This is a genomic window from Stenotrophomonas sp. Bg11-02 (assembly GCF_002836635.1).
In the GTDB taxonomy this organism is placed as follows: Bacteria; Pseudomonadota; Gammaproteobacteria; order Xanthomonadales; family Xanthomonadaceae; genus Stenotrophomonas; species Stenotrophomonas lacuserhaii.
On the sequence record NZ_PJAY01000036.1, the window covers coordinates 1 to 307 of the forward strand.

The following is a 307-nucleotide window of genomic DNA, read 5'->3' on the forward strand; positions in this document are numbered from 1 at the left end:
GGCGGCGTTGGACGCGACCGGCTTCTTGGTCCAGCGCACGATGATTCCGGACTCGGCCAGGCTCAGCGCACTGAGCAGCTTCTGGTCGTCGGTGGCATCGCCGTACGAAAGCATCTCGCCGAATACCTCGGCATCGCGCACCACCGCCGTGCCCTTCGAGGGCAACGACGTTCCGGGGTCACCGGTGTCCACCGCACCATAGAGGACCTTCACTGCCTCGGCGCCGTCTTCCGCCGCAGTGTTGTCGGCCTTCAGCAGGGCCCCGGCCGGCAGCACGCCCTGGCCGGCCGGCAGCACGACCAGTTCA

General features: G+C 68.4%; 1 protein-coding gene. It reads right to left on the reverse strand.

Translation table 11 applies throughout. The features are described from left to right. Positions 1-307, reverse strand: a 307-nt coding sequence (locus CXG43_RS01365; RefSeq protein WP_198551378.1) for a head decoration protein, incomplete at both ends; no start/stop codon positions are given.